The 25,539-nt window shown below is 60.4% G+C and carries 26 protein-coding genes and 1 riboswitch; of the genes, 9 read left to right on the top strand and 17 right to left on the bottom strand.

Features of this window, described 5'->3' with window-relative positions; all coding sequences use genetic code 11:
• Positions 1 to 96: 96 nt before the first annotated feature.
• Positions 97 to 1,266, top strand: a complete 1,170-nt coding sequence (locus PSH69_RS27780) for an MFS transporter (RefSeq protein ID WP_305410369.1) — start codon at positions 97 to 99, stop codon at positions 1,264 to 1,266.
• Between the two features lie 6 nt (positions 1,267 to 1,272).
• On the opposite strand, the gene PSH69_RS27785 is transcribed toward PSH69_RS27780, so the two are convergent.
• The gene (locus PSH69_RS27785) at positions 1,273 to 2,160 is read right to left on the bottom strand and encodes a formate/nitrite transporter family protein (RefSeq protein ID WP_305410370.1); all 888 of its coding nucleotides are present in this window, start codon (positions 2,158 to 2,160) and stop codon (positions 1,273 to 1,275) included.
• 119 nt (positions 2,161 to 2,279) lie between these two features.
• Complete coding sequence (locus tag PSH69_RS27790) at positions 2,280 to 2,684, bottom strand: acyl-CoA thioesterase (RefSeq protein WP_105340847.1); 405 nt, start codon at positions 2,682 to 2,684, stop codon at positions 2,280 to 2,282.
• A 198-nt stretch (positions 2,685 to 2,882) separates the two neighbouring features.
• Positions 2,883 to 2,981: riboswitch (S-adenosyl-L-homocysteine riboswitch) on the top strand.
• A 23-nt stretch (positions 2,982 to 3,004) separates the two neighbouring features.
• On the opposite strand from PSH69_RS27790, the gene ahcY reads away from it, so the two are divergent.
• The 4 genes from ahcY to PSH69_RS27810 all read left to right on the top strand — a co-directional run bounded on the left by ahcY (position 3,005) and on the right by PSH69_RS27810 (position 8,447).
• Positions 3,005 to 4,414: an adenosylhomocysteinase gene (ahcY, locus tag PSH69_RS27795; RefSeq protein WP_305410371.1), complete on the top strand. Its 1,410-nt coding sequence runs from the start codon at positions 3,005 to 3,007 to the stop codon at positions 4,412 to 4,414.
• A 126-nt stretch (positions 4,415 to 4,540) separates the two neighbouring features.
• On the top strand, positions 4,541 to 5,386 hold the full coding sequence (metF, locus tag PSH69_RS27800; RefSeq protein WP_305410372.1) for a methylenetetrahydrofolate reductase [NAD(P)H]: 846 nt from the start codon (positions 4,541 to 4,543) through the stop codon (positions 5,384 to 5,386).
• A 169-nt stretch (positions 5,387 to 5,555) separates the two neighbouring features.
• On the top strand, positions 5,556 to 6,371 hold the full coding sequence (locus PSH69_RS27805) for an ABC transporter substrate-binding protein (RefSeq protein ID WP_305410373.1): 816 nt from the start codon (positions 5,556 to 5,558) through the stop codon (positions 6,369 to 6,371).
• 222 nt (positions 6,372 to 6,593) lie between these two features.
• Entirely contained in the window at positions 6,594 to 8,447 is a 1,854-nt protein-coding gene (locus PSH69_RS27810; RefSeq protein WP_305410374.1) for a DEAD/DEAH box helicase, read from the top strand.
• 142 nt (positions 8,448 to 8,589) lie between these two features.
• Here the strand turns inward: PSH69_RS27810 and PSH69_RS27815 are convergent, their stop codons facing one another.
• Positions 8,590 to 9,183 carry a YceI family protein gene (locus tag PSH69_RS27815; protein ID WP_305410375.1) on the bottom strand — a complete coding sequence of 198 codons (594 nt, stop codon included), beginning with the start codon at positions 9,181 to 9,183 and terminating at the stop codon, positions 8,590 to 8,592.
• A gap of 32 nt (positions 9,184 to 9,215) precedes the next feature.
• Positions 9,216 to 9,767, bottom strand: coding sequence for a cytochrome b (locus tag PSH69_RS27820; protein WP_305410376.1), 552 nt, complete (start codon positions 9,765 to 9,767; stop codon positions 9,216 to 9,218).
• A 363-nt stretch (positions 9,768 to 10,130) separates the two neighbouring features.
• Between PSH69_RS27820 and PSH69_RS27825 the strand changes: the two genes are divergently transcribed.
• Positions 10,131 to 10,979 (top strand): YncE family protein, encoded by an 849-nt coding sequence (locus PSH69_RS27825; protein ID WP_305410377.1) that lies wholly within the window; start codon positions 10,131 to 10,133, stop codon positions 10,977 to 10,979.
• A gap of 87 nt (positions 10,980 to 11,066) precedes the next feature.
• On the opposite strand, the gene PSH69_RS27830 is transcribed toward PSH69_RS27825, so the two are convergent.
• Complete coding sequence (locus PSH69_RS27830; protein WP_305410378.1) at positions 11,067 to 12,935, bottom strand: flavin monoamine oxidase family protein; 1,869 nt, start codon at positions 12,933 to 12,935, stop codon at positions 11,067 to 11,069.
• Positions 12,936 to 13,157: 222 nt separating this feature from the next.
• On the opposite strand from PSH69_RS27830, the gene PSH69_RS27835 reads away from it, so the two are divergent.
• Both PSH69_RS27835 and PSH69_RS27840 read left to right on the top strand, forming a co-directional pair.
• A complete protein-coding gene (locus PSH69_RS27835) occupies positions 13,158 to 14,564 on the top strand; it encodes an adenosylmethionine--8-amino-7-oxononanoate transaminase (protein WP_018928732.1) in 1,407 nt (468 codons plus the stop codon).
• 139 nt (positions 14,565 to 14,703) lie between these two features.
• Positions 14,704 to 15,423 (top strand): 16S rRNA (uracil(1498)-N(3))-methyltransferase, encoded by a 720-nt coding sequence (locus PSH69_RS27840; RefSeq protein ID WP_018928731.1) that lies wholly within the window; start codon positions 14,704 to 14,706, stop codon positions 15,421 to 15,423.
• A 41-nt stretch (positions 15,424 to 15,464) separates the two neighbouring features.
• On the opposite strand, the gene PSH69_RS27845 is transcribed toward PSH69_RS27840, so the two are convergent.
• Positions 15,465 to 16,082 carry a hemolysin III family protein gene (locus tag PSH69_RS27845; RefSeq protein ID WP_305410379.1) on the bottom strand — a complete coding sequence of 206 codons (618 nt, stop codon included), beginning with the start codon at positions 16,080 to 16,082 and terminating at the stop codon, positions 15,465 to 15,467.
• 157 nt (positions 16,083 to 16,239) lie between these two features.
• Between PSH69_RS27845 and PSH69_RS27850 the strand changes: the two genes are divergently transcribed.
• Positions 16,240 to 17,160: a LysR substrate-binding domain-containing protein gene (locus PSH69_RS27850; protein WP_305410380.1), complete on the top strand. Its 921-nt coding sequence runs from the start codon at positions 16,240 to 16,242 to the stop codon at positions 17,158 to 17,160.
• A 106-nt stretch (positions 17,161 to 17,266) separates the two neighbouring features.
• Here the strand turns inward: PSH69_RS27850 and madM are convergent, their stop codons facing one another.
• The 11 genes from madM to PSH69_RS27905 form a co-directional block, all read right to left on the bottom strand.
• A complete protein-coding gene (madM, locus tag PSH69_RS27855) occupies positions 17,267 to 18,031 on the bottom strand; it encodes a malonate transporter subunit MadM (RefSeq protein WP_305410381.1) in 765 nt (254 codons plus the stop codon).
• 1 nt (position 18,032) lies between these two features.
• A complete protein-coding gene (madL, locus tag PSH69_RS27860; protein ID WP_305410382.1) occupies positions 18,033 to 18,449 on the bottom strand; it encodes a malonate transporter subunit MadL in 417 nt (138 codons plus the stop codon).
• A 66-nt stretch (positions 18,450 to 18,515) separates the two neighbouring features.
• The gene (gene mdcH / locus PSH69_RS27865) at positions 18,516 to 19,427 is read right to left on the bottom strand and encodes a malonate decarboxylase subunit epsilon (RefSeq protein ID WP_305410383.1); all 912 of its coding nucleotides are present in this window, start codon (positions 19,425 to 19,427) and stop codon (positions 18,516 to 18,518) included.
• On the bottom strand, positions 19,424 to 20,044 hold the full coding sequence (locus PSH69_RS27870; protein WP_305410384.1) for a malonate decarboxylase holo-ACP synthase: 621 nt from the start codon (positions 20,042 to 20,044) through the stop codon (positions 19,424 to 19,426). The genes mdcH and PSH69_RS27870 overlap by 4 nt, the downstream gene beginning before the upstream one ends.
• On the bottom strand, positions 20,038 to 20,841 hold the full coding sequence (mdcE, locus tag PSH69_RS27875; protein WP_305410385.1) for a biotin-independent malonate decarboxylase subunit gamma: 804 nt from the start codon (positions 20,839 to 20,841) through the stop codon (positions 20,038 to 20,040). The genes PSH69_RS27870 and mdcE overlap by 7 nt, the downstream gene beginning before the upstream one ends.
• The gene (locus PSH69_RS27880; protein WP_305410386.1) at positions 20,838 to 21,689 is read right to left on the bottom strand and encodes a biotin-independent malonate decarboxylase subunit beta; all 852 of its coding nucleotides are present in this window, start codon (positions 21,687 to 21,689) and stop codon (positions 20,838 to 20,840) included. The genes mdcE and PSH69_RS27880 overlap by 4 nt, the downstream gene beginning before the upstream one ends.
• Entirely contained in the window at positions 21,682 to 21,981 is a 300-nt protein-coding gene (locus PSH69_RS27885; protein ID WP_007941972.1) for a malonate decarboxylase subunit delta, read from the bottom strand. The genes PSH69_RS27880 and PSH69_RS27885 overlap by 8 nt, the downstream gene beginning before the upstream one ends.
• Positions 21,981 to 22,856, bottom strand: coding sequence for a triphosphoribosyl-dephospho-CoA synthase (locus PSH69_RS27890; RefSeq protein ID WP_305410387.1), 876 nt, complete (start codon positions 22,854 to 22,856; stop codon positions 21,981 to 21,983). Before PSH69_RS27890 ends, PSH69_RS27885 begins: the two co-directional genes overlap by 1 nt.
• On the bottom strand, positions 22,856 to 24,526 hold the full coding sequence (gene mdcA / locus PSH69_RS27895) for a malonate decarboxylase subunit alpha (RefSeq protein ID WP_305410388.1): 1,671 nt from the start codon (positions 24,524 to 24,526) through the stop codon (positions 22,856 to 22,858). The genes PSH69_RS27890 and mdcA overlap by 1 nt, the downstream gene beginning before the upstream one ends.
• A gap of 30 nt (positions 24,527 to 24,556) precedes the next feature.
• Positions 24,557 to 24,940: a hypothetical protein gene (locus PSH69_RS27900; RefSeq protein ID WP_305412885.1), complete on the bottom strand. Its 384-nt coding sequence runs from the start codon at positions 24,938 to 24,940 to the stop codon at positions 24,557 to 24,559.
• Positions 24,903 to 25,532, bottom strand: coding sequence for a nucleotidyltransferase domain-containing protein (locus PSH69_RS27905; protein WP_305410389.1), 630 nt, complete (start codon positions 25,530 to 25,532; stop codon positions 24,903 to 24,905). The genes PSH69_RS27900 and PSH69_RS27905 overlap by 38 nt, the downstream gene beginning before the upstream one ends.
• Positions 25,533 to 25,539: the final 7 nt, after the last annotated feature.

A 25,539-nucleotide genomic window follows, 5' to 3' on the forward strand; every position in this document is an offset into this window, starting at 1 on the left:
CCAATAATTCCTGCCTCTGCCCGCTCTCATCGAGAATGGTCGTCGGCCTGCGTATGCCTGATCAAAGCGTCAAGACTACCGACAGAGACCTTGCGCATGCCACTCGCCTTGCTTGCACTGGCCGTTGCCGCTTTCGGCATCGGCACCACTGAGTTCGTCATCATGGGCTTGCTGCCCGATGTCGCCCTCGACCTCGCCGTGAGCATTCCTCATGCTGGCCTGCTCATCACCGGTTATGCCCTGGGCGTGGTGTTCGGTGCGCCGATCCTCGCGGTCGGCACCGCCAACATGCCGCGTAAAGCCACGCTGCTGGGCATGACGCTGATGTTCATTCTCGGCAACATCCTCTGCGCCCTGGCGCCGAACTACGCCACCTTGATGGCCGCACGGGTGATCACCGCGCTGTGCCATGGCGCGTTTTTCGGCATCGGCTCAGTGGTCGCTGCCAGTCTGGTGGCACCGAACAAACGAGCCCAGGCAATTGCCATGATGTTCACCGGCCTGACCTTGGCCAATGTGCTGGGCGTGCCCTTAGGCACAGCACTTGGGCAATATGCCGGCTGGCGCTCGACCTTCTGGGCGGTGTCGGTGATTGGCGTGATTGCGGCGGTTGCGCAGTGGGTCTGGCTGCCCAAGGAAATCCCCATGGACAAAGCCAACCTGGCCAGCGAATTCAAAGTGCTGGGCAAGGTCAATGTGCTGCTGGCGCTGGGCATGAGCGTGCTGGCGTCCACCAGCCTGTTCAGCGTGTTCACCTACATTGCGCCGATCCTGCAGGACATCACCGGCGTCAGTCCTCATGGCGTAACCATCATGTTGCTGTTGTTCGGGGTCGGCTTGACCGGGGGCAGCATGCTCGGCGGCCGATTGGCAGACAGTCGTTTGCTGCCTTCGCTGGCGGGGATGACATTGGCCGTGGCCATCGTGCTGACCGCCTTCAGCCAAACCAGCCATTCAGTGATACCGGCGGCGATCACGCTGGTGTTGTGGGGCATCTTCGCCTTCGCGCTGTGCCCGATCCTGCAATTGCTGATTATCGATCAGGCCCATGAGGCGCCAAACCTCGGGTCGACGTTGAATCAAAGCGCATTCAATCTCGGCAACGCCGCCGGGGCGTGGATTGGCGGGCTGGTGGTGGCCAGTGGCGCGGACCTGGCGGACTTGTCGTGGACCGGCGCACTGGTCAGCGTGTTCACGCTGCTAACGGCGCTGTTCTTCATCTACCTGCAACGTCGCAGTGCTGCCGCGGTGAACGTCTCTGGCTGATATTGATCATTTTTTGATCTTCTGCGGTTCGGATTCCTGAGCCCGCTCCGCAGAGGCCTTCGGCGGCCCGCTTTCACTGCGAATCTGCGCGTGACTGATCAGCGCGAAGATAAAACTGCCGCCAATAATGTTCCCCACCAGCGTGGGACCTGCGAACACCCACCAGAAATCCTTCCACGGCAACTCGCCGGCAAACACCAGGTAGGAAACCTCGACCGATCCGACCACGATGTGGGTGAAATCGCCCAGCGCCATGAAATAGGTGATGAGGATGATGATCCACATCTTGGCGCTTTCCATGGACGGGATCATCCAGACCATGGTGGCGATCATCCAGCCGGAGATGATGCCTTTGGCGAGCATCTTGCTGGCATCGTTCTCCATGACCTTGCGCCCGATCTCAAGGAAGGCCAGATCGGTCTTGCTGTCGAAAATCGGCAGGTGCAGCATCACATACGCCACCAACAAGGTGCCGCAAAGGTTGCCCACCAGCACCACCGTCCACAGCCGCAGCAACCGACCGACATTACCCAACGTTGGCTTGCTCATGATCGGCAGCACGGCGGTCAGGGTGTTTTCGGTGAAGAGTTGCTGACGGGCGAGAATCACGGCGAGAAAACCGGCGCAATAACCGAAGCTGGCGATCACCTTGTAGCCTTCGCCGTCCGGCAGGCGCGAGTTGAGTAATCCCATGCCCATCAGTGACAGGCCCATGGTCAGGCCGGCAGCCAAGGCCGACCACCACAGCGCCGCAACGCTACGCTCGAGCTCCTGATCGCCTTGGGTGCGAATGATTTCGTGCAGCACCGCCGCGCGCGGGGGCTGGTTTTTATCGACCTCGCGCTGTTCCTGTGCCGAGAGGTCCGGGGTCTTGCCGTCTTTGGGCGTGTCCATAGATTTCCTGAACCGGCTGCGTGTCTAGGTACGACACGCAGGGTTCAGAGCTGTTCAGTGGTCCGTTAAATCATCGCTGACTGATAGACCGCTTTCGCGAGATCACCGCACCGCCGATTTCACCCGCCGATGTCATCATCCTTGAACTGGTCTTTGACGTACCTGATCTCGGTCCGGCCGTGCGGCATGGGCAAGCCGTCTTCGCCAAGGTTCACGAACACCATCTTCTCTACCGTCAAAATGCTCTTGCGAGTGATTTTGTTGCGCACTTCGCAGGTCAGAGTGATCGAGGTGCGACCGAACTCGGTGGCGGTGATGCCCAGCTCGATGATGTCGCCCTGACGCGAGGCGCTGACGAAGTTGATTTCGGAAATGTACTTGGTGACCACGCGCTGATTACCCAGCTGGACGATGGCGTAGATCGCCGCTTCTTCGTCGATCCAGCGCAGCAGGCTGCCGCCGAACAGCGTGCCGTTGGGGTTGAGGTCTTCGGGTTTTACCCATTTGCGGGTGTGGAAATTCATACTCACTCCTGACCGTCTTGCCGATTGATGCCGGCCATCATGGCAGAGCCCGGACTAGAGCTCTATCAAGCATCGACTATGGTCTCGATTACCGTTCGGACATTGACCAACAGAAACGCTTTGGAAGATCAGCATAGCCCGCTATAATCGCCCCCGTTTCAAAACGGTAACGTTCCATTGATACCGTTTTCCCGCCACCTGTCCGAGGGGCGCTGCAGCAGGTTCAACCTGTCAGGCTCGGATGGGGCGTTGACTGGCCACGGCCAGACACTAAACGCACAACGGCGCCCATTCGCATACATTACGAATGGAGGCTCTTCATGAGCGCTGTTATCACGCCTGCAGATTTTAACGATTACAAAGTCGCCGACATGTCCCTGGCTGCCTGGGGCCGTCGCGAAACCATCATCGCCGAATCCGAAATGCCAGCCCTGATGGGTCTGCGTCGCAAGTACTCCGTCGAGCAACCGCTCAAGGGCGCGAAGATTCTCGGCTGCATCCACATGACTATTCAGACTGCCGTGCTGATCGAAACCCTGGTTGCCCTGGGTGCCGAAGTACGCTGGTCGTCCTGCAACATTTTCTCGACTCAGGATCAGGCCGCCGCTTCCATCGCCGCTGCCGGCATCCCGGTTTTCGCCTGGAAAGGCGAGACTGAAGAAGAGTACGAGTGGTGCCTGGAGCAAACCATCCTCAAGGATGGCAAGCCTTGGGATGCCAACATGATCCTCGACGATGGCGGCGACCTGACTGAGCTGCTGCACAAGAAGTACCCACAAGTACTGGATCGCGTTCACGGCGTCACCGAAGAAACCACCACCGGCGTACACCGTCTGCTGGACATGCTGGCCAAGGGCGAGCTGAAAATCCCGGCCATCAACGTCAACGACTCGGTGACCAAGAGCAAGAACGACAACAAGTACGGCTGCCGTCACAGCCTGAACGACGCGATCAAGCGCGGCACCGACCACCTGCTGTCCGGCAAGCAAGCGCTGGTCATCGGTTATGGTGACGTGGGCAAGGGCTCGGCCCAGTCCCTGCGTCAGGAAGGCATGATCGTTAAAGTTTCCGAAGTCGACCCGATCTGCGCCATGCAAGCCTGCATGGACGGTTTCGAACTGGTTTCGCCGTTCATCGACGGTATCAACAACGGTACCGAAGCGAGCATCGACAAAGCGCTGCTGGGCAAGATCGACCTGATCGTGACCACCACCGGCAACGTCAATGTTTGCGACGCAAACATGCTCAAAGCCCTGAAGAAACGCGCTGTGGTCTGCAACATCGGTCACTTCGACAACGAAATCGACACCGCTTTCATGCGCAAGAACTGGGCATGGGAAGAAGTGAAGCCACAGGTTCACAAGGTTCACCGTACCGGTCCAGGCGCTTTCGACGCCCAGAACGACGACTACCTGATCCTGCTGGCTGAAGGTCGTCTGGTTAACCTGGGTAACGCCACTGGTCACCCGAGCCGCATCATGGACGGTTCGTTCGCCAACCAGGTTCTGGCGCAGATCTTCCTGTTCGGCCAGAAGTACGCCGACCTGCCGCCAGCCCAGAAAGCCGAGCGCCTGACCGTTGAAGTACTGCCGAAGAAACTCGACGAAGAAGTGGCCCTGGAAATGGTCCGCGGTTTCGGCGGCGTGGTCACTCAACTGACCAAGCAACAGGCTGACTACATCGGCGTCACCGTCGAAGGCCCGTTCAAGCCGCACGCTTACCGCTACTGATACGCTGATTGACTGCTCTGCGCAGGAGCTGGCGAAGCCTGCGATCTTTTGATCTTAAAAGATCGCAGCCTAAGGCAGCTCCTACGGGGGCCAGCGTCCGGCTTACGTGTTTCCAAGGATATGACCATGTCCCAAGAACGTCGCTACAGCTTCGAATTCTTCCCGACGAAGACCGATGCTGGGCATGAAAAACTGATCGCCACTGCCCGTCAGCTGGCGACCTACAATCCCGACTTCTTCTCCTGCACCTACGGCGCTGGCGGTTCGACTCGTGATCGCACCCTCAACACCGTGTTGCAGCTGGAAAGTGAAGTCAAAGTTCCTGCCGCACCGCATCTGTCTTGCGTGGGTGACAGCAAGAACGACCTGCGCGGCCTGCTGACCCAGTACAAGGCAGCCGGCATCCAGCGAATCGTTGCGCTTCGCGGTGACCTGCCCTCGGGCATGGGCATGGCCAGCGGCGAGTTGCGTCACGCCAATGACCTGGTTGAATTCATTCGTGAAGAGACTGGCGATCATTTCCACATCGAAGTCGCCGCTTACCCGGAAATGCATCCGCAAGCGCGCAATTTCGAAGACGATCTCAACAACTTCGTGCGCAAGGCCAACGCCGGCGCCAACAGTGCGATCACCCAGTACTTCTTCAACGCCGACAGTTATTTCTACTTCGTCGAGCGTGTACGGGCCAAGGGTGTGAACATCCCGATCGTGCCGGGGATCATGCCGATCACCAACTACAGCAAGCTGGCGCGCTTCTCCGACGCTTGCGGTGCGGAAATCCCGCGCTGGATCCGCAAGCAACTGGAAGCCTACGGCGACGACACCCAGAGCATTCAAAGCTTTGGTGAGCAAGTCATCACCGAGATGTGCGAACGCCTGTTGCAAGGTGGCGCACCGGGGCTGCACTTCTACACACTGAACCAGGCTGAACCGAGCCTGGCGGTGTGGAATAACCTGAAGTTGCCGCGCTAATAGCCGTTAACGCAAGATCAAGAGATCGCAGTCTTCGGCAGCGCCTCCAGGGGAATATGCACCTCTGCAGGCGCCGCCGAAGGCTGCGATCTTTTGCTTTTAATGCCCGATCCAGAGCTTCTGGATCCGGTTTCTGGCTCTTTATGATTTCTCGTCGTAATCTCAAGCCATGCCCCTGATCGCCCAGTTACTGACCGTGCTTCTATTCACTTGCCTGAGCTTCACCGCTCGGGGCGAGAAGCTGCGTATTGTCACCGAACCCTGGGCGCCTTACGTCTATGAAGAAGGCGGCAAGAACCTCGGGCTCGACTACGAAACCACGGCCATCGTCTTCAAACGTCTCGGGATTGACGTGGAATGGCAATTCCTGCCGTGGAAGCGCTGCCTGTCGATGCTTGAGCAAGGCCAGGCGGACGGTGTGCTGGATATTTTCCACAGCGATGAACGCGAAGCGACCCTGCTCTACCCCAGCGAACCGCTCTCGCAAGTCGAATTCGTGATGTTCTACGCCAATGAACGGCCGTTCCCGTTTCGCACCCTGGACGACCTGAAAGGCCTGACCATCGGCACCTCGCCGGGCTACCTGTACAGCAAGGACTTCAGCGAATCGACACTGTTTACCCGGGAACCGGCGCCCACCCATGAAGCCAACTTCGGCAAACTGGTGCGCGGGCGGATCGACCTGCTGATCACCGATCGCCGGGTCGGCCAGCACTTGCTCGATCAACTGGACATCCGCGACAAGATCACCGAGAACCCGACTGTCATCAGCCAGCAGAGCCAGTATCTGGCGGTGCGCCGCAATGCCGGGATGGATTTGTTGGTGCAGCGTTTCGGCGCCGAGCTCAAGCGCTTCAAGCGCGAACCGGCCTATGCTGAACTGAGCGCCCGCTATGGTGCCGGTCCGGCTACCGAAGCCCGGGCCACCAACGCCACCGCAACCGGCGGAAAAACCGTTGAGCAGCAGGAAAGCGGCGCACAGTGATTGCTCTGTTATACTCCGGCCTTCCCGCCAGGTTCACGCCCGGACGCTCGGACTTGTTCAAGGCATCTCGATCCCGCTACAGCGCAGCTTTTCAGCCCGCGCGAGCGCTCCAGACGAGCCTTCGAGGCCCAGCAGGACCGGACGGGATTGCGTCCTCTTAAACGCCATTCGCGCCAGGCAAGACTCCCATTGGGCCAAGCCCTAACTAAAACAGGATTACTCATGTCCTTTGCTTCCCTCGGTCTCTCCGAGGCTTTAGTCCGCGCCATCGAGGCAGCGGGCTATACCGAGCCTACTCCGGTGCAACAGCGGGCCATTCCCGCCGTGTTGCAAGGTCGCGACCTGATGGTTGCGGCTCAGACAGGTACTGGTAAAACCGGTGGCTTCGCCCTTCCGATTCTGGAGCGGTTGTTTCCCAACGGTCACCCGGACAAATCCCAGCGTCACGGCCCGCGCCAACCCCGCGTACTGGTCCTGACCCCAACCCGCGAACTCGCAGCTCAGGTGCACGAGAGCTTCAAGGTCTATGCCCGTGACCTGAAGTTCGTCAGCGCCTGCATCTTCGGTGGCGTCGGCATGAACCCGCAGGTTCAAGCCATGTCCCGTGGTGTCGACGTGCTGGTGGCCTGCCCAGGTCGCCTGCTCGACCTCGCCGGCCAAGGCAGTGTCGATTTGTCCCACGTGGAAATCCTCGTGCTGGACGAAGCCGACCGCATGCTCGACATGGGCTTTGTCCATGACGTGAAAAAGGTCCTCGCCCGCCTCCCGGCCAAACGGCAGAACCTGTTGTTCTCGGCGACGTTCTCCAAAGACATCACCGACCTCGCCGGCAAGCTGCTGCACAACCCGGAACGCATCGAAGTCACGCCACCGAACACCACGGTCGAGCGGATCGAACAACGCGTATTCCGCCTGGCCGCCAGCCACAAGCGTTCGTTGCTGGCGCACCTGATTACTGCCGGCGCCTGGGAACAGGTGCTGGTATTCACCCGCACCAAGCACGGCGCCAACCGCCTGGCCGAGTACCTGGACAAACACGGCCTCACCGCCGTCGCGATCCACGGCAACAAGAGCCAGAACGCCCGCACCAAGGCCCTGGCCGACTTCAAGGCCGGTGAAGTGCGCATCCTGGTCGCCACCGACATTGCTGCTCGTGGCCTCGACATCGACCAGTTACCTCATGTGGTCAACTTCGAACTGCCAAACGTCGACGAAGATTACGTGCACCGTATCGGTCGTACCGGCCGTGCCGGTCGTTCGGGCGAGGCGATCTCGCTGGTCGCTCCGGACGAAGAAAAACTGCTGAAAAGCATCGAGCGCATGACCAAGCAGAAAATCGCCGACGGCGACCTGATGGGCTTCGATTCCAGCGCCGTGGAAGCCGAGAAACCGGAAGTCCGCGAGCGTCCGGATGTGCGTAACCCGCGCGCCCCACGTGGCCCGCGCGGCGACGGCCCGAACGGCAGCGGTGGTGGCGGCGGTCGTAAAGACAAAGGCAAGGACAAGGGCGGCAAGGAAAAACCTGCCGCAGGCCGTGGCGAGCGCCCGGCCCGTGAACACAAGCCACGCGAAGGCACTCCGGCCCGCGAACAACAGCGCCCGGCTCCTCGCGCCGCCGACCGTGCTCCGGACGAGTTCCTGGACGACGATATCGATAACTTCGGTAACCGCGTCGACTACGTGCCTCAAGCCAAACCGGCTCCGGGCCGTGGCCGCCGTCCGGGCGCACCGGCACAAGGCGCTGGTGCTCCGCGCGCCGGTCAGCCACAAGGTCGCCAGAACGGTCCGCGCAACAGCAGCGGCGCAACCACCGGCACCCCACCGGCCAAGCGCAGTGGCCCACGCAACGGCGCTCCACGTGACGGCCAGGCCCGTCGCGAAGAGTCCCGCAACCGCCGTCCGGCCCGTGACGACCAGTCTCGTTCGGAACCGGCCGTGCAGAACCCGCGCAGCCCGGCACCGAAGATCATTCACAAGGAGTCGAAAAGCGATCGCTTCCCGACCCCTGAGCAACTGGATCAACTGCCAGGCCGTCCGCGCGGCGAAAAACCAGCATTGCTGACCCGCAACCGCTGAGTTAGCACCGTTATAAAAAATGCCCTGATCTTGCGATCGGGGCATTTTCATTTCAGCTGAGAACATCCCTGCAGATTTTCTCCGACCATAAAAAACGCCCGCGATCGTGAGATCGGGGGCGTTTTTGTGTCAGGTGCGAAGATTATTTCGCTTTGACACCTTCAAACGTCACGTACAGATCGACCGCGTCGGACGCTGGGCCCAGGTCTTTCTGCTTGCCGAAATCGGAACGCTTGATGCTGGTGGTGCCTTCGAAGCCGGCACGGTAGCCACCCCATGGATCCTTGCCTTCACCCAGGAACGTGGCTTTGACTACGATTGGCTTGGTCACGCCCAGCAGGGTCAGGTTGCCGGTCACGTCGGCAGTGTCTTTGCCTGCGGCGTTTTTACCGGTAGGTTTGACGCTGGTGGAGACGAACTTGGCGTCGGCGAATTTGCCCACGTTCAGGAAGTCACCGCTGGCGATGTGCTTGTCGCGTTCGGCGTGGTTGGTGAACACGCTGGCGGTGCGCACATTGAACTCGATCTTGCTGTCTTCAGGCTTGGCAGCGTCGAAGCTGAACTTGCCGTCGATATCCTTGAAGGTACCGATGATGTAGCTGTAGCCCAAGTGGCTGATCTTGAAGTCAACAAAGGCGTGCTGGCCTTCTTTGTCGACCACATAGTCGGCCGCCATCACGTTAGCGGACAACAGAGCAGAACCGATTGCCAGTGCGGCGAACGTCTTTTTCAACATGCTTTCTATTCCTTTGGAGTCGAGGTAGAACATCAGGCTTTGCGCCCCAGCATTCGCGTCAGGGTCGCATCACGATCGATAAAGTGGTGTTTCAATGCTGCCAACGCATGGAAACCGGAAAAAATCACCAGCAACCAGGCCAGGTACAAATGAATCACACCCGCGGTGTCTGCCTGGTCCGGTAGCCCGGAAACCAGTGCAGGAATTTCAAACAGGCCAAACACCGGAATCCCGACACCGTCTGCGGTGGAAATCAGGTAACCGGCAATCATCACAGCGAACAGACTGAGATAAAGGAAGGAATGGCCGAACTTGGCGCCAAGGCGGGTCATGCGGCTGTAGCTTGGCAGGAGCGGCGGCGGTGGGCTGATGAAGCGCCACACTACCCGCAGCAACATCACGGCAAATAACAACAGACCAATGCTCTTGTGCAGATCCGGCGCGTCTTTACGCCAGGTGCTGTAGTAATCGAGCCCGACCATCCACAATCCCAACGCAAACAGGCCGAAGACGGCCAACGCCACACCCCAGTGCATGAAGATGCTGACCCAACCATAGCGGGAAGAAGAGTTACGTAGCTGCATTGCCCAAATCCTGTAAGAACTGCGCCCAAGACTATCGAGTTATCTATCGATTTAAAGCGGAAAATTTCGCTCTGAAATATCGAGAAATACGATCAAGACCTTGGGACCGAGAGGTTAAGAGAGTGTTAACCGAAGGAAAAAACCTTCACGCACCCTCCTTATATTCACTTAAGAGCCGATACCACTCGTCAGAACTGTCACATTTAACAGTGGCTTTCATTGCAGGTCATTGATGAACTTGAACTTGGACGTGAGTCCAAGCGTCTGAACAGGAGTTCTACCATGAGTCACAATTCGAGTTCATCCCCCGTGATAACACGCAATCAATCCAATTCGATACCCGTAGGGGAAGGACCGCGAGGGATGGCCATCAGCAACGATGGATCACGCGTATTTGTTTGCAATTACATGTCGGACAATGTGTCCGTCATCGACACCCGGAACAAAAAGGTAATCCGTACCATCGCCGTGGAGCAGTATCCCCGAAGCATTGCCCTTGGCCATCAGGGAAAAAGAGCTTACGTCACCAACTACGGCTCAAGTTCGGTTTCGGTTATTGATACCGAAACATACGCGGTGGGTAACATCACGGTGGGTAGACACCCTAGCGGAGTCGTCGTGAGTCGAGACGGGAAATATGTTTACGTCACCGTTCGACAGAATAAAGAGTGGTTAGCAATTATTGATACCCGCCTGTATGCGGTGAGTAGAGTACAAGGCTTACCCTCACCATCCATAAGTGTGGCTATCAGCCCCGACGATTCGCGCCTTTACATTTCCAGTACCAACGCCCCAGCCGGCCCTTATGAAGACGCGCTCACGGTCATCAGCAGCAAGACGTTCGAAGTCATCAGTATCATCAAAACTGAAAAATATCCGTCTGCCGTTACTGTCAGTCCCGACGGTAGGGAAGTGTATGTCGTGGGTCTGGACGCTCGAAAACTGACCGTGTTGGACACCCGGTCATTGGCCACCCGGCATTTCGATTTTGTGGCTTGCGAAGGGAAAATAGTGTTCGGCGTAAAAAACGCTTATGCCGTTGATCAAACTGAAAAAGAGATCGTGGAAGTTGATGCCGCCACCCATGAGATCGTTCGCAGGGTTCCCATCCCTGGCGCTTTCGATCCGCGTTACATGGTTCTTGATCAACACAACCGCGCCTATATCAGCGACTACCAAAGCGACGAAGTCCATATCGTCGACCTACCTTAGTACCAAAAAAATCAGCGGCCTCCACGGGAGGACAAAGACATAAAAAAAGCGCGGCATTACTGCCGCGCTTTTTTTTGATCCCAAGACTTACTGTGTCTTGGTTTCAGTCGCCACCGGGGCCTTCGCAGCGGTACTCACCACTGGTTTCTTCACTGGTTCAGCCTTTTTCGCCGTTGCCTTGGCCGGAGCCTTTTTGGCCTCGGTTTTGGCAGCAGGCTTTTTCACTGGGGCTTTGGCCGGTGCTTTCTTCACCGGCTCGGCTTGCGCCGGTACCACTGGCTTCGGTGCCTCAACCGGTGCAGGTGCCGGGGCCGGCGCAGCCACTGGAACGGGTGCCGGAGCAACAGGCGCCGCAGGTTCTGGCGCCTTGGCCGGAGCTTTGTCGGAACCGCCACCGAACATACGCGAGAAGAAGCCAGGCTTGGTCTCTTCAGCTTTCGCTTCAACCTTGGCCGGTTCTGCCTTGTCGGCCGCTTTATCGGACGAACCACCGAACATGTTGCTGAAGAAGTTGCCTTTCTTCGCCACTACCGCGCCTGCCGCCGCAGCGGTCGCTGCCGGCACAACTTTCGCCGGTTCAAACGATTTGCCCGCTGCCAGGTCTTCCAGCTGACTGGCTGCACGCTGACCGGTGCGCAAGGCGCCTTCCAGGGTGCCTGGGTACAAGGTGTCAGTGTGTTCGCCGGCAAAGGCTACACGTTGCAGCGGACGCTCCCACAGGCGCCAGTATTTGCTGATCTGCCCCGGACCGAAGGCCAGGTAAGCGCCGCCCATTGATGGGTCGGTGCTGTAGCGGCGGATTTCATAACCGGTGAACGAACCGCGTGCCTGTGGATAAAAGGCGTGCAGACGAATCAGCACCTGATCGGCCATTTGCTTGTCGCCAAAGGCCTGCATCACCCGCGCGTTGTCGCCGGAAATGTTGATCACCACGTTGGCGCCGCCCTTCAAGGCCGGCTCGATCCACAACATGCCCAGGCCGGCATTGCTGTAGATCTCGCCAGACATGCGCGCCTTGCTTTCCCACACTGGCGTCTTGAACTTCAGCATGATCTGGTCACGCCAGCCGTAGTTGGTGCCCTTGATAGCGCCCATGTGCTGGGCGTCCAGCGCGGGAGTCATCTGGATCTTGCTCAGTGCGCGCAACGGCACGGCCAGCACGACGTAGTCCGCCTGATAGCCAACGCTGCCGACCTTGACGCTCACGCCGTCCTTGTCCTGGGTAATGGACGAAACCGGGGAATTGGTCTTGATGGTTTTCAGTTGCTTGACGAAGGCCTGGGCCAACACCGGGCTGCCGCCGGGCAGGCGCGAGGCGCGCAGGTCACGGTCAGCAACGCCACGGTAGACGCGGCTTTGTTGTGCAAAATACAGCAGCGACAGGCGCGAAGGCTCGTCGTAACGGGTACGAATCTCCTGATTCACCAGCTGACGCGCAGTGGCTGGCAGATTCAGGCGATCGAGCCAGTTGGCCACGTTGATCTGGTCCAGGGCGAACAGCGTGCTGTTGGCGGCCGGGTTTTGCGGGTCTTCGATCGAGCGCGCCAGGTCATCCAGGGTTTTTTCGTAGCGTTTCAGTGCGTCGCTGGTGGCCGGCTGTTTAGTCGCCAGATCGGCGGCGCTGAAGTATTCACCGTCGATCAGGTAACCCGGGGCCCGCACGAACTCGGGGGCTGGCGTGGTGCTCAGCTTGAACGTCGAGATGTACTTGTTCAAAACCGGTTGGGTCTTGTCGTTGCCGATCCACTCGCTGGTGGCCATGCCGGAACGACCGCCCAGGGTCGGTTTGGCCTCCAGCAGGGTCACCTGCCAGCCTTTGCTCTGCAGTTCGTACGCCGCGGTGAGGCCCGAAAGCCCGCCGCCGACCACGATCGCCGTTTTATCCTTGGCCAGCGCCGAAACGCTGAACAGCCCTAACATCACCAGCGCACAGGCGCGCAGCCAACCAGCAGACATTCAGAGAACTCCGGAAATACACGAGGAAATAGCGGTTTTACGAGTCAGACGACTCAAAGAGCCGCGAAGAATACGTCAGCCATCAAAACGCCGCCAGCGACGTCTATCGTCCTATACAAAGTAGCTCAATCGACACAATGGGTTGTCCCGGTGACGCGCATTGCATAGGCTTGCGCGATTGTTTACCCGCCTACGTCACGGGTAGCCTCGAGGAGACAGAAAATGGGCCTGAATAAACAGTGGATGGAACGCGATCTCGCCGTGTTGTGGCATCCCTGCACCCAGATGAAAGACCACGAACAGCTGCCGCTGATCCCGATCAAGCGCGGTGAAGGCGTGTGGCTTGAGGACTTCGAAGGCAAACGCTACCTCGACGCCGTCAGCTCCTGGTGGGTCAACGTGTTCGGTCACGCCAACCCGCGGATCAACCAGCGCATCAAGGACCAGGTCGATCAGCTGGAACATGTGATCCTCGCCGGTTTCAGCCATCAGCCGGTGATCGAGCTGTCCGAGCGACTGGTGAAGATGACGCCCGAGGGCCTGACCCGATGCTTCTATGCCGATAACGGTTCGTCGTGCATCGAAGTCGCGCTGAAAATGAGCTTTCACTACTGGCTCAACCGCGGCCAACCGAACAAGAAACGCTTCGTCACCCTCACCAACGGCTACCACGGCGAGACCATGGCGGCGATGGCGGTGGGCGACGTGCCGCTGTTTACCGAAACCTACAAAGCCCTGCTGATGGACACCATCAAGGTGCCGAGCCCCGATTGCTACCTGCGCCCCGAGGGCATGAGCTGGGAAGAACACTCGCGCAACATGTTCGCCGCCATGGAGCAGACCCTGGCCGATAACCACGATACCGTGGCCGCCGTGATTCTGGAGCCGCTGATTCAGGGCGCCGGCGGCATGCGCATGTATCACCCGGTGTACCTCAAGCTGCTACGCGACGCCTGTGATCGTTATGGCGTACATCTGATCCACGATGAGATCGCCGTCGGCTTCGGTCGTACCGGCACGATGTTCGCCTGCGAACAGGCCGGCATCCGCCCGGACTTCCTCTGCCTGTCCAAGGCCCTGACCGGTGGTTACCTGCCGTTGGCGGCCTGCCTGACCACCGATGAGGTGTACAGCGCGTTCTACGACGACTACCCGACCCTGCGCGCCTTCCTGCATTCCCACAGCTATACCGGCAATCCGCTGGCTTGCGCGGCGGCCTTGGCGACGCTGGATATCTTCGAAGAAGACAACGTCATCGAGAACAACAAGGCCCTGGCCCAGCGCATGGCCTCCTCCACCGCGCACCTGGCCGATCACCCGAACGTCTCTGAAGTGCGCCAGACCGGCATGGTGCTGGCGATCGAGATGGTCAAGGACAAGGCCAGCAAGACCGCTTACCCGTGGCAGGAACGTCGCGGTTTGACCGTGTTCCAGCATGCACTGCAACGAGGTGCTTTACTGAGGCCGTTGGGCAGCGTGGTGTATTTCCTGCCGCCTTACGTGATTACCCCGGAGCAGATCGACTTTCTGGCCGAAGTGGCCAGCGAAGGCATCGACATCGCCACCCGTGACAGCGTCAGCGTGGCGGTACCGAAGGACTTTCATCCGGGCTATCGCGATCCGGGCTAAGTTTTTCTCGTTCCCACGCGCAGCAAAGGAACGCAGCCGGGGACGCTCTGCGTCCCAAAAGCGGACGCGGAGCGTCCGGTGAGGCATTCCCACGCAGAGCGTGGGAACGATCAGTTCAGACGAATTACAGAGACCCAAGATGAGACTGTCCCGCTTCTTTATCGACGCCCCTTTGAGCACCGGCGAACACGAGTTGCCCGAAGCCCAGGCGCATTACATCAGCCGTGTGCTGCGCATGGCCGAGGGTGATGCGGTGCAATTGTTCGACGGCTCGGGCCACGAGTTTCGCGGCACGCTGGTGGAAGTCGGCAAGAAGCGCGTGGTGGTGCAAATCGATGAAAGCTTTACCGGTCAGGTCGAGTCGTCGCTGGCGGTCCATCTCGGCCAGGGTTTGTCCCGTGGCGAGCGGATGGACTGGGCGATTCAAAAAGCCACCGAACTGGGCGTCACCGAAATCACCCCGATTTTCACCGACCGCTGCGAGGTCCGCCTCAAGGACGAACGCGCCGACAAACGCCTGATGCACTGGCGTCAGGTGGCGATCAGCGCCTGCGAGCAGTGTGGGCGCTCACGGGTGCCGGTGATTCATCCGCCATTGCTGTTGGCTGACTGGTTGAAGCAGACCGCGGCCGAATTGAAACTGGTGCTGCATCCGGTGGCCGAGCCGCTGGTGAGCCACGCCAAACCTGCAAGCCTGGCGTTCCTGATCGGCCCGGAGGGCGGCTTGTCCGACGTTGAAGTCGAACAGGCCAAGGCCGGCGGCTTCCACGCCGCCCGCCTCGGCCCGCGCGTGCTGCGCACCGAAACCGCGCCGGTGGTGGCGTTGGCGGTGGCCCAACAACTCTGGGGTGACTTCTAGGGACTTGTGGCGAGGGGGCTTGCCCCTCGCCACAAAAGCAGTCACAAGACGTAGAACCAAATCGCCACAAAGTGCAGCAAACTCCCGGCGATCACGAACAGATGCCAGATCCCATGGGCGTGACGCAGACGATGGTCGAGGGCAAAAAAGATAATCCCCACGGTGTACAACACCCCGCCCGACGCCAGCCAGGTAAAGCCGACAGGGCCCAGTGCCGCCAGTAACGGCTTGACCGCCACCAGCACGATCCAGCCCATCACCGCGTAAATCACGACCGACAGAATCCGTGCTTCCGAGCGCGGTTTGATCTCTTGCAGGATGCCAATCAGCGCCAGCCCCCAGACAATCCCGAACAGCGTCCAGCCCCACGGCCCACGCAGGGTCACCAGGCAGAACGGCGTGTAACTGCCGGCGATCAGCAAGTAGATCGAAAAATGATCGACCTTCTGCATGATCGCTTTCTTGCGCCCACGCACGCTGTGGTACACGGTCGAGGCACTGTAGAGCACCAGCAAGGTAAACGCGTAAATCGCCACACTGACGATCTTCCACGGACTGCCATCCATACTGGCGATCACCAGCAGCCACACGCCCCCGACCAATGCCGCCACCGCCCCAACCAAATGCGTCCAGGCGTTCAATCTTTCCCCGTGATACATGTGTTGCTCACCTCTACGTTCATTACCGCCGCGCGCAAGGCTCAGGCCTCAAGGTTAAAAGCGCAATGTTTCAGAACACAATGCCCCCTACGAAAGCCATCGAGCCAAACGTCAGCCAATTGGGCACAATCGAGACATACGAATAAGAGTCTGGCCCATGTTGATCGATGAAGAGTTGACCCTGAAAAAACTCGAAGTGTTCCTGGCCTTCATGCGCACCGGCAACCTGGCCCGCGCCGCCGTCGAGTTGCAGACCAGCAACGTCAGCGTGCACCGCGCCATCCACTCCCTGGAAAGCGCCCTGCGTTGCCCGCTATTCAAGCACGAAGGCCGCAACCTGACCCCGCTGGAAAGTGCCTATGTGCTGGAAGAGCGGGCGCAGAAGCTGATTCAGGACGTGCTCGAAACCGTGCGTCTGACCCGCGAAGCCGCCGGGTTCTCCGCCGAACGCTTCAAACTCGGCTCGCTGTATTCGCTGACGGTGAAGACTGTGCCGCAGCTGATCATGGGCCTGAAAATCCGCCGCAGCGAACTCAATATCGACCTGATCCTGGGTTCGAACATCGACCTGTTGTACAAGCTCAAGAACATGGAAGTCGACGCGATCCTGGTGTCGCTGGACGACAGCGTCAACGACCCGGACTGCGAGCAGATCCCGCTGTTTTCCGATGACATCTTCCTCGCCACCCCGGCGGACTCGCCCTTTGCCCAGCGGACCGAAGTCGATCTGGCCGAGGTTCGCGACGAAACGTTCATCACCCTGACCCAAGGCTTCGCCACGCACCAGGACGGTATTCGGGTGTTCAAGCAGGCGGGGTTCGAGCCGAAGGTGGCGATGCAGGTCAACGACATCTTCACCCTGCTGAGCATGGTCAGCTCAGGGGTGGGGTATGCGTTGCTGCCGGGGCGGATTGCGGCGGTGTATGAGAACCGGGTGAAGCTGATCCCATTGCAGGAAAAGTACCGGTTGCAGCAGCACATCGGCGTGGTGTTTCTCAAGGCCAAGGAGCGCGACCCGAATCTGCTGGCGCTGTTGGCGGAGTGCCGGATGTATGCCAATCGCCAGGCCATCCAATGATCGTTCCCACGCGCAGCAAAGGAATGCAGCCCGGGACGCTCCGCGTCCCAAAGCGGACGCAGAGCGTCCATTGAGGCATTCCTTTGCTGCGCGTGGGAACGATCAGTCAGCCAACAATCCCGCGAACAATGAAGTACAGCAACGAAGGCCCAAGCAAGCACCCAAGCCCGGTATGGAACGTCGCCGTCAGCGCGCCATAGGGCACCAGCCGCCGATCCGTCGCGGCCAACCCGGCGGTCACACCGCTGACAGTCCCGGCCAAGCCGCCAAACACCATCGCCGAGCGCGGGTTATCCAGGCCCATCCAGCGCGCCGCCATCGGCGTGCCGACCATCACCAGAATCGCCTTGATCAACCCGGTGGCAATCGACAGCGCCATCACATCGGATGAGGCCCCAATTGCCGCCCCTGTCACTGGCCCGACGATGTACGTCACTGCGCCCGCGCCAATGGTGGTCATGCTGATCGCATCGCGATAGCCGAACATCCAGGCAATGCTCGCCCCGACAATGAACGGCAGAATCGTCCCCAGCAGCAGCGCGACAGCGCCAATCATCCCGGCCTTTTTCGCTTCGGTGGCCTGCACCTCGAACGCCGTGGCAACGATGGCGAAGTCACGCAGCATGGCGCCGCCCATCAAACCGATGCCGGAAAACAGTGACAAATCCGCCAGGCCTTTTTGCCCGCCGGTCATGGTGCCGCCGACCCAGGCCAGCACCAGGCCGATGACGATGGCAATCGCCGAGCCGTGAATCCGGCCGAAGGTCAGGCGTTTGGACAACACCACCGACACCCACATGATCACGCCAACGAACGCGAACGCGGTGACCAGACTGTTATTTACCAGACCTTTCTCAATGAGTTCCCACATATCAGCGACCTCCTACTGGTGTGCCGACCGGGGTGACTTCCACCGGCTCATCGGGCAAGGGTTCGCCTTTGTGGCTCCGGCTGATCAGGGCAATGGTGCAACCGCAGATCACCACCGAACCGATCGCCGCCAGCACCGCCACCGGGCCGCCGTGCAGCGCCGTCACAACGTTCTGTTGCGCAGCCATCGCCACCACCACCGGAATGTACATGGCGCCCCAGAAGCCGACGCCCATCTCGCAATCCTTGGTCATGCCGCCGCGTTTTTGCATCCACAACCGTGCGCAAATCAGCAGGATCATCGCGATCCCGACCCCGCCGACGTTGGATTTCACCCCCAGCAACGCGCCGAGCATGTCACCCATGATCACCCCTGCCAGCGTACAGATCGCCAACAGCGCCACACCGTAAATAATCATTGTTGTAGTCCTCAAAGTGCATCGTCGAAATTGTTGTTTTTGTAGTTCGCAACCTGAGTCGGTGGTCTAGGGTTGGCGGCCTCCCTCCTCACGCAACAGCGCCTGCAAGGTATCGAGCCGTGCACCGTCGAAGGCAATGACGGTGCCCTGCTCGAACACCCGGCGCGCCAGCCCGGTCAACACCGCACCGGGCGGCAGTTCGATCTGTAAACGCACGCCGCGCTCGTAAGCGCTTTGCACCGTACCGCGCCAATCGACGACGCGGCACATGTTGAACGCCAGGTCGTCGCGCAAGGCATCCGTGTTGATGACGGGCCGGGCTCGACTGCCGCTCAGGTAACCCAGGGCCGGCGTTTTCAATTGCACCTTGGCGAAGGCTTCGGCCAGGGTGTTCGCCGGTGTTTCCAGCAGCGGGCAATGGGACGGCACGCTGACCGCCAGACGCTTGGCCAGACCGGCGCCACGGCTGCGCGCCAGGTCGGCAACTGCTTTCATCGCCGAATCACTGCCAGCAATCACCACCTGGTTATCGGCGTTGATGTTGGCCAGGTAAACCGGTGTATCAACACTGTGAACCTGCGCCAGCAACCCTTCCACCGTCGCCAATTCCAGACCGATGATCGCGGTCATGCCGTAGCCCTGAGGATAAGCCTGCTGCATCAGTTCACCGCGCAGGCTGACCAGATGCAGTGCATCGCTGAAACTCAGGGCGCCGGCCACCACCGCCGCCGGGTAGGCGCCGATGGACAATCCGGCCACATAATCCGGCGCCATTGATAATTGACGCGAAGCAGCCACTCCAGCGATCAGCAGGCATAACTGAACCGCCCTCGTCGACTGCAACGCCTCGGCAGAATCGAGCAGCAAGACGTCTTCGCCCAGCACCTCGCTCGCCTCGATCAGCGTTTCCCGAGGCAAGCGATGGAGCATGCCCGGTTGTTGCGCGCCCTGGCCGGGGAACACCAGCAAGCTGCTCACGCTGCTTGCTCCTGCGGGTTCCAGGGATCGCAGACCAGACACGCTTGATGGGCGCTCTTGAGTAGAACCCGTTGCGACGGACCCGCCCATTCGCGCAGGGCGACAGCGCCATTGGGCGTCTGCAATTGCATGTCCACCAGGCACTCGGCGGTGCCGATCAGCATCATCAACACCTGCGCTTGAGATCGGCTCAGCGGCTGCGCAGTACGCAGGATCAAGTCGAGATCGCTACGTTCATGGAGTGCCGCAAAACCACTGGCCAATTCAAACCCGGCGCTGCCGCTGACACCCCACACCCAACCGCAGGTGTCGAGCAGCGGCCGCAGGTGCGCCAGCGTTCGCAGGGCCGGCAGGTCACGAGTCGACTCGACATGGCAGAGCTCTTCCGGCTGTACCCGATGAGAAATCGCAGCAGCGACCATCGACGTTGCATAACGCTGCTCACGCAAGCGCCCACGCACCCCGACCGCGATTTGACCCGGCGCAGTCGTCGCGCGCCGAACCACCACCGGCTGACCCGCGCCGACCGATTCGACCACCCACCCGGGCGCATCCGCAGGCAACTGCTCCGGGGTCATCCCCCAAAGCAGGTCGTGGGGCAGAAACCTGTTCACCACTGCGCTCTCAACAACTGGCGAACCTTGCTCGACGCGGCGCGGTTACTCGCCCCCAGGCGGCGGCTCAGATCGCGACCGTTGGCAGCGACATCGCCAATCGCCTGGCTCAGGCACTCCGTCACGCGCGCCAGATCCGCCGTCGTCGGCTGCTCGATCTGCTCCACCGACAAGGTTTCCCAGAGCAAGCCCAGGCTGGCATAGCTGTCGATGTCATAGGCCATCGGCGGCACGCTGGCGGCCAACGCCTCCAGCTCTTCGACGCTGCGCAACGTCACCCGCGCCGCCGACGCCTTGCCCATCGCATGCACCATCACCCCCGGATCGCGCAACGCGATCAGCCGGTTGGCCTGATACCCGTGAGCCAGAAACGCCCCGGACATCGCCTTGCCCACCAGCAATCCGATCACCGCATGGCCGGCCAGTCGAGCGCGGGCATAACTGTCCGCCGCACCGGCCAGGGCTTGATGAATGCCAAGGGCTTCTTCGCGCCGACCGTAAGCCTGGCTCGGCACATCGACGATGGCGATCAACGCCCGTTTGTGCGGTTTATCCCGATCGGCTTCGATCACCTCATCCACCGCTTTGGCCAGGCCCCAACCTTCCAGCAGACCAACCTCGCCATTGCGGGCGCGGGCGAAGCGGTTGTCGGGGTCGGCCACCACCGCGATAAAACGCACAGGCTGATCGCCCAATACAGCGTCGGCGACTTTCAACGAAGCCGGCAAACCCTCGACCGATTTCGCGCCGGCGCTCAAGGCGTTGAACCAGTTCAGGCCCCTCAGGGAATACGAACTCATGAGCACTCTCCTTGATACAGATCGCGAACCGTCGTCGGCTCGATTTGCGGTTCGGCGTCCAGACGGGCCAGTCGTTGCAGGAACCATTCGGCCTGACAGCTACGTTGTTGGTCCGGCAAACCTTGCTTGAGCAATTCGCCGACCTGCTGCTGAATCTGCACCACGTCGTCCTCGACATAGCGATCCACCAAGCCACTGGCGAACCGTTGCTCGCCGCCGGTCAGGCTCCAGATAAACGGGCGATCACGGGAGTCGTATTCCTCAAGCCCGGCTTCCTGCTCGATCACCTGCGGGCCGTTGAGGCCAAGGCGTGCTTCCTGGGTTACCAGTAAATAGCTGCACAACCCGGCGGCAATCGACATCCCACCAAAACAGCCAACGCTGCCGGCGACCACGCCGATTACCGGTTGGTACTGGCGCAGATCGACAATCGCCGCGTGAATATCGGCAATCGCCGCCAGCCCGAGATTGGCCTCTTGCAAACGCACGCCACCGGTTTCCAGCAGCAACACGGCACGGGTGGGAATGCCTTTGCGGTTGTCCTCGGCGGCCAGCTCCAGCGCACCGGCAATCTTCGCCCCGCCGACTTCACCCAGGCTGCCGCCCTGGAACGCGCCTTCGATGGCCGCAATCACCACCGGTAAACCACCGAGACTGCCCTTGGCGATCACCACGCCGTCATCGGCTTGCGGCACTACGCCCTGGCGTGACAGCCATGGCGACATGATTCGCTGAAACGGGTCGAGCAATTCGCGGAAGGTGCCAACGTCGAGCAAGGCCTTGGCGCGTTGCCGCGCACCGAGTTCGACGAAGCTATGTTTGTTGAGAAGCGCTGCGCTGTCAGTCATGACCGATCTCCTCAAAGCCCTGTTCCAGACGCAAGCGCACTACGCCGGGGGTGGCGCCGAAATCGTGGATATCGATCGCCATCGCCGGCGGCGTCTGGCCATCGAACATCCGTGCAAACAGATGCTGCCAGCGTTGTTCACTGCCATTGACCGAGGTCTGCACCTGGATCGTCAATTTGCCCGCCAGCCCCGGCTCGATCAGCACTTCCAGATCGCCCGAGCCCACACAGCCCACCAGCGCCCTGCCCCGTGGCGGCTGCCCGGCAGGGAATTCAAAGGATAAGGTTTCCATCAAAACGCTCCCTGGAAGATGCCGTCGTGCGTGGAGATGCGGTCGATGAACAGACAGGCTGCGAGCAAGTCCGCAGCGCCGCCGGGCGAGGCATTCAACGCGATTAATTGTTGGTCCAGCTCATGCAAACGACGGCGACCGGCGAGGCTGGCGCTGCCGCCGGCGTCGAGCACGGCTTGAGCGCCAAGTTGCATGGTGTGCAGGCCTTGTTCGCCTGCGCGGTAAAGGACGCAGGTGTCGGCCAGTGTCGTCATGATCGCCAGCAGAGCATCGAGCCGGGCGTTCTGTTCGCCATAGCCTGCAGCACGGCTGCGTTTTAGTTGCGGCAAACCACGGTGCAGCACCGCCGGAAAACCAAGCTGCGCCTCTTCACGGGCACCGCGAACGCCGTAGCGTTGGGCGACCTGGGCACCATGACTTAAAGGACGTGGCGAGTAACGGTCGTCGAGCAAGGCCAGGCGTGCAGCGCGCAAAGCGATAGAGTTTGCGGCACTGGACTCAGGCTCCAGCGCGACGGCCGTGACCAGAAGCCCCAAGGCCCAGATCGCCCCACGATGGGTGTTCACACCGCCCGTAGTAGCGAGCATCACTTGCTCGCCTTCACGACCAATGCACCCGACAGCTTCACGCAGGGGCAGGCCGACTTCACCGAACTCGATGGCCGCGTCCGCCATTGCCTTGAACGCCGGCCACAGGGACAACGCCGAAGCGTGCATCAGCCCGAGGTGCAAATCGGTGTGCGCGCCATTGCCGCGACGGTCCACCAGCGCCGGTTTCGGCGACAGGTCCGCTTCGTCGATCAGCGCGTCCACCGCCAGGTCCGCCAGCCGTTCAGCCAGGGTGAGGGTTTTCGGTTGCAGGTTGAATGCGTGCATTACCAGCTCCTGAACTTGGCGGGCGGGTTGTAGAGGCCACCGGACCACTCCACCAGATCGGCCACGCTTTTCGCTGCGAGCAACTCGCGGGTGGCGTCGGTGCGGCGGATGCCGAGGTCTTCGGGCAAGGCGATCAGGCCTTCGCGGCGCATGCGCGCGGTGTCTTTGGGGTTGTGGCGCAAGCCGATGGCGGTCACCCCGGCGACAGCAGCGATCATCGCCTGGCGTTCTTCGAGGGAACGGGCCTTGTACAAGTAGGCGATGCCTTCTTCGGTGAGCAGGTGGGTGACGTCGTCGCCATAGATCATGATCGGCGCCAGCGGCATGCCGCTTTTCTTTGCCACGTCTATCGCATCGAGGGTTTCGACGAAGGTCGGTTTACCGCCCTCCTGGAAGGTCTCGACCATCTGCACCACGAGTTTCTTGCCGCGTTCGAGCATCGGTTCGGCCACGTCGGTGTGGCGCATGTCGAGCCAGGCGGGCGTGCCGTGACGGCGACCACGCGGGTCGTGGCCCATGTTCGGCGCACCACCGAAACCGGCCAGGCGGCCGCGAGTCACGGTGGAGGAATGGCCGTCGCCGTCGACTTGCAGGGTCGCGCCGATGAACAGGTCCACCGCGTATTGCCCGGCGAGCTGACTGAACATCCGGTTGGAGCGCAGGGAGCCATCGCGGCCGGTGAAGAACACGTCAGGCCGGGCGGCGATGTAGTTTTCCATGCCCAGTTCGGTGCCGAAGCAATGCACGCTTTCGACCCAGCCACTTTCGATGGCCGGGATCAGGGTTGGGTGCGGATTGAGCGTCCAGTTGCGGCAGATCTTGCCCTTCAAACCTAAGGATTCGCCGTAGGTCGGCAGGATCAATTCGATGGCGGCGGTGTTGAAGCCGATGCCGTGGTTGAGCGACTGAACGTTGTGTTTTTCGTAGATCCCGCGGATCGCCATCATCGCCATCAACACGTGCACAGGCTTGATGTGCCGTGGGTCTCGGGTGAACAGCGGCTCGATGTAGAACGGCTTGTCCGCCACCACCACGAAGTCGACCCAGGACGCGGGGATATCCACGCGAGGCAAGTCGCTGACATCGTCCACCAGTTGATTGACCTGGACGATGACGATGCCGTCGCTGAAGGCCGCCGGTTCGATCAATGCGGGCGTGTCTTCGGTGCTCGGGCCGGTGTAGATGTTACCGGCGCGGTCGGCCATGAAACCGGCCGAGAGCACGACGTTGGGAATCAGGTCCACCACCAGCCGCGCATAGAGCTCGATGTAGGTGTGGATCGCACCGATTTCCAACAGGCCATCTTCCAGCAACTGGCTGATGCGCAGGCTCTGGGTACCGGCGAACGAGAAGTCGAGCTTGCGGGCAATGCCGCGCTCGAACAGGTCCAGGTGCTCGGAACGCCCGACACTGGGCATGATCATGTGCAAGTCATGCAGCTTGCCCGGATCGGCCTTGGCCAGGGAGCGGGAAAGGAAATCCGCCTGCTTCTGGTTATTGCCCTCCAGCACCACACGGTCGCCGGGCAAGATCAACGCCTCCAGCGCCGCCACGATCTTGTCGGTGGGCAACACCACACCATCGGCAAGCCCCTTCACCAATTCGAGACGCCGCTGCTTTTCGCTGCGCCGCCGCGTCCAGCGCGAGTCGGGGGATATTGTTGTTGTCATGACCACTCCACGGGTTCGCTGTCGTGGGAGTCACCTTAGGAGTGTTGGGGGCGGGGCATCAATCAAGCAGAGAGACGGATCGTTACGCTGACCGTAATGATCGAACACCGCCAGGTTTCGTCGCTCATGACACAGGGCGAATAGCCGAACCTGTACTTTGCCAATATCAGCGGTATGAACCAGGCACTGAAACACCAGATAGCGTTTGCACAAACGAAGAGCCGTCAGTGCAAGGGCATGGGCAGCGTTGTATGCCAGGTCGAAACGACTCGCGAAGGAAAGTGAAGACGTTTGGGCGTCCTTCAATCGATCCACAGCCGAACGCATCAGCCCTTCGCATTCCTTGCGATCCGGCGGCTCAGCCTTCAGTCCACCACTACGTAACAGGTTTTCCAGGTTCTCGTTGCTGCCTATCCTTGGACTCCAAAGGGTTTCCCCCCATCAGATTGATCTTGTCCTGCTGCGCTACCCGCACGACAAAACTATTTTCAGCCGCCAGTTTTGCGGCCCAGTCGTCGGGGGTGGAGAGCGTCGGGTTGAGGACGCGGCCCAACTGCTCCTCCATTGGTATAAGCCGCTCCATCACTTCACTGTAGTGCAGGCCCTCGCCGATCAGCATGAGATCAATGTCACTGGATGCGTTTGCCTGATCCTTGGCGATAGAGCCGTACACAAATGCCCAGGTGATCTGTTCGGCAAAGGGTTGCAGCGCCTGACGCAGAGGCTCGGCAATACCAAAGGTTTTGCGGGCAATGCCCAGCAGTTCGGCATAGATCGGGCAGTCGGGATTGGCTTGATAGTGGGTCTGGTTGCCCTGACGGGTCATGATCAGCACGCCTGCCCGCTGCAACCGATCCAGCTCGCGCATGAGGCTGCCTTTACCCACTTGAGCCCAGCGGGCGATCTCGTTGGCGTAAAAACTTCGGTCGGGTTTACCAAACAGCAGGCCGAGCACTTTTTGCTGGGTGGTGGTGAACAAGGCTTCGCTCAATGACAGGTTTTTCACGGCAATG

The sequence above is a fragment of the Pseudomonas sp. FP1740 genome (genome assembly GCF_030687165.1).
Lineage (GTDB): Bacteria > Pseudomonadota > Gammaproteobacteria > Pseudomonadales > Pseudomonadaceae > Aquipseudomonas.

Bases quoted from the DNA above. Each gene is read 5' to 3' on its own strand.
- PSH69_RS27780 (WP_305410369.1), top strand. From the start codon at position 97: ATGCCACTCGCCTTGCTTGCACTGGCCGTTGCCGCTTTCGGCATCGGC.
- PSH69_RS27785 (WP_305410370.1), bottom strand. From the start codon at position 2,160: ATGGACACGCCCAAAGACGGCAAGACCCCGGACCTCTCGGCACAGGAA.
- PSH69_RS27790 (WP_105340847.1), bottom strand. From the start codon at position 2,684: ATGAATTTCCACACCCGCAAATGGGTAAAACCCGAAGACCTCAACCCC.
- ahcY (WP_305410371.1), top strand. From the start codon at position 3,005: ATGAGCGCTGTTATCACGCCTGCAGATTTTAACGATTACAAAGTCGCC.
- metF (WP_305410372.1), top strand. From the start codon at position 4,541: ATGTCCCAAGAACGTCGCTACAGCTTCGAATTCTTCCCGACGAAGACC.
- PSH69_RS27805 (WP_305410373.1), top strand. From the start codon at position 5,556: ATGCCCCTGATCGCCCAGTTACTGACCGTGCTTCTATTCACTTGCCTG.
- PSH69_RS27810 (WP_305410374.1), top strand. From the start codon at position 6,594: ATGTCCTTTGCTTCCCTCGGTCTCTCCGAGGCTTTAGTCCGCGCCATC.
- PSH69_RS27815 (WP_305410375.1), bottom strand. From the start codon at position 9,183: ATGTTGAAAAAGACGTTCGCCGCACTGGCAATCGGTTCTGCTCTGTTG.
- PSH69_RS27820 (WP_305410376.1), bottom strand. From the start codon at position 9,767: ATGCAGCTACGTAACTCTTCTTCCCGCTATGGTTGGGTCAGCATCTTC.
- PSH69_RS27825 (WP_305410377.1), top strand. From the start codon at position 10,131: ATGGCCATCAGCAACGATGGATCACGCGTATTTGTTTGCAATTACATG.
- PSH69_RS27830 (WP_305410378.1), bottom strand. From the start codon at position 12,935: ATGTCTGCTGGTTGGCTGCGCGCCTGTGCGCTGGTGATGTTAGGGCTG.
- PSH69_RS27835 (WP_018928732.1), top strand. From the start codon at position 13,158: ATGGGCCTGAATAAACAGTGGATGGAACGCGATCTCGCCGTGTTGTGG.
- PSH69_RS27840 (WP_018928731.1), top strand. From the start codon at position 14,704: ATGAGACTGTCCCGCTTCTTTATCGACGCCCCTTTGAGCACCGGCGAA.
- PSH69_RS27845 (WP_305410379.1), bottom strand. From the start codon at position 16,082: ATGTATCACGGGGAAAGATTGAACGCCTGGACGCATTTGGTTGGGGCG.
- PSH69_RS27850 (WP_305410380.1), top strand. From the start codon at position 16,240: ATGTTGATCGATGAAGAGTTGACCCTGAAAAAACTCGAAGTGTTCCTG.
- madM (WP_305410381.1), bottom strand. From the start codon at position 18,031: ATGTGGGAACTCATTGAGAAAGGTCTGGTAAATAACAGTCTGGTCACC.
- madL (WP_305410382.1), bottom strand. From the start codon at position 18,449: ATGATTATTTACGGTGTGGCGCTGTTGGCGATCTGTACGCTGGCAGGG.
- mdcE (WP_305410385.1), bottom strand. From the start codon at position 20,841: ATGAGTTCGTATTCCCTGAGGGGCCTGAACTGGTTCAACGCCTTGAGC.
- PSH69_RS27880 (WP_305410386.1), bottom strand. From the start codon at position 21,689: ATGACTGACAGCGCAGCGCTTCTCAACAAACATAGCTTCGTCGAACTC.
- PSH69_RS27885 (WP_007941972.1), bottom strand. From the start codon at position 21,981: ATGGAAACCTTATCCTTTGAATTCCCTGCCGGGCAGCCGCCACGGGGC.
- PSH69_RS27890 (WP_305410387.1), bottom strand. From the start codon at position 22,856: ATGCACGCATTCAACCTGCAACCGAAAACCCTCACCCTGGCTGAACGG.
- mdcA (WP_305410388.1), bottom strand. From the start codon at position 24,526: ATGACAACAACAATATCCCCCGACTCGCGCTGGACGCGGCGGCGCAGC.